1 protein-coding gene is annotated in these 416 nt (G+C 70.4%); it reads right to left on the bottom strand.

Features of this window, described 5'->3' with window-relative positions:
- Window positions 1-416: DUF222 domain-containing protein (locus tag BIU99_RS08375; protein ID WP_139205386.1), on the bottom strand; the 416-nt coding region annotated here is incomplete at both ends.

The raw sequence follows: 416 nt of genomic DNA, 5'->3' as shown, positions 1-416 counted from the left end.
ACCGAATGATCGAGATCGCACGCTCTGGCCCGTCTGCCGCAGCCCGGTGCCCGACAAGTGCCGTCCCGGAGGCGCACCGCCCGTTGGAGATCGGCGGGAACGCGGTACTGGCCCCGCCCGACGGAAAGGACTGCGCCGGTTTCCGGTTGGACGAGGATCCGGGTGAAGCTGGGGGCGTTCACGGCGATACGTGCTGCGGTCTCAGGGTCGATGGGCCCGTAGCCGTCCAGCGTCGCCGGGGCATCGCTCACGCCGGCCATCGTGAGCGCCGGGACCGTGATCTGCACGGTCGGCTTGATGTGCTCCTGCACTTCGACCGGGTGCGGCAGGACCGGGCTCGTCATGACGTCGTCGGGCGTGACTCCGGTGAGCGCAAGCGCCGCCAGGGCGTCGGCCTGCAGTTGTGCGCACGTGCG

The organism is Plantibacter sp. MMLR14_011, from assembly GCF_001865025.1.
GTDB classification, from domain to species: Bacteria; Actinomycetota; Actinomycetes; order Actinomycetales; family Microbacteriaceae; genus Plantibacter; species Plantibacter flavus_A.
This window is presented reverse-complemented; position numbering and strand designations above follow the sequence as displayed.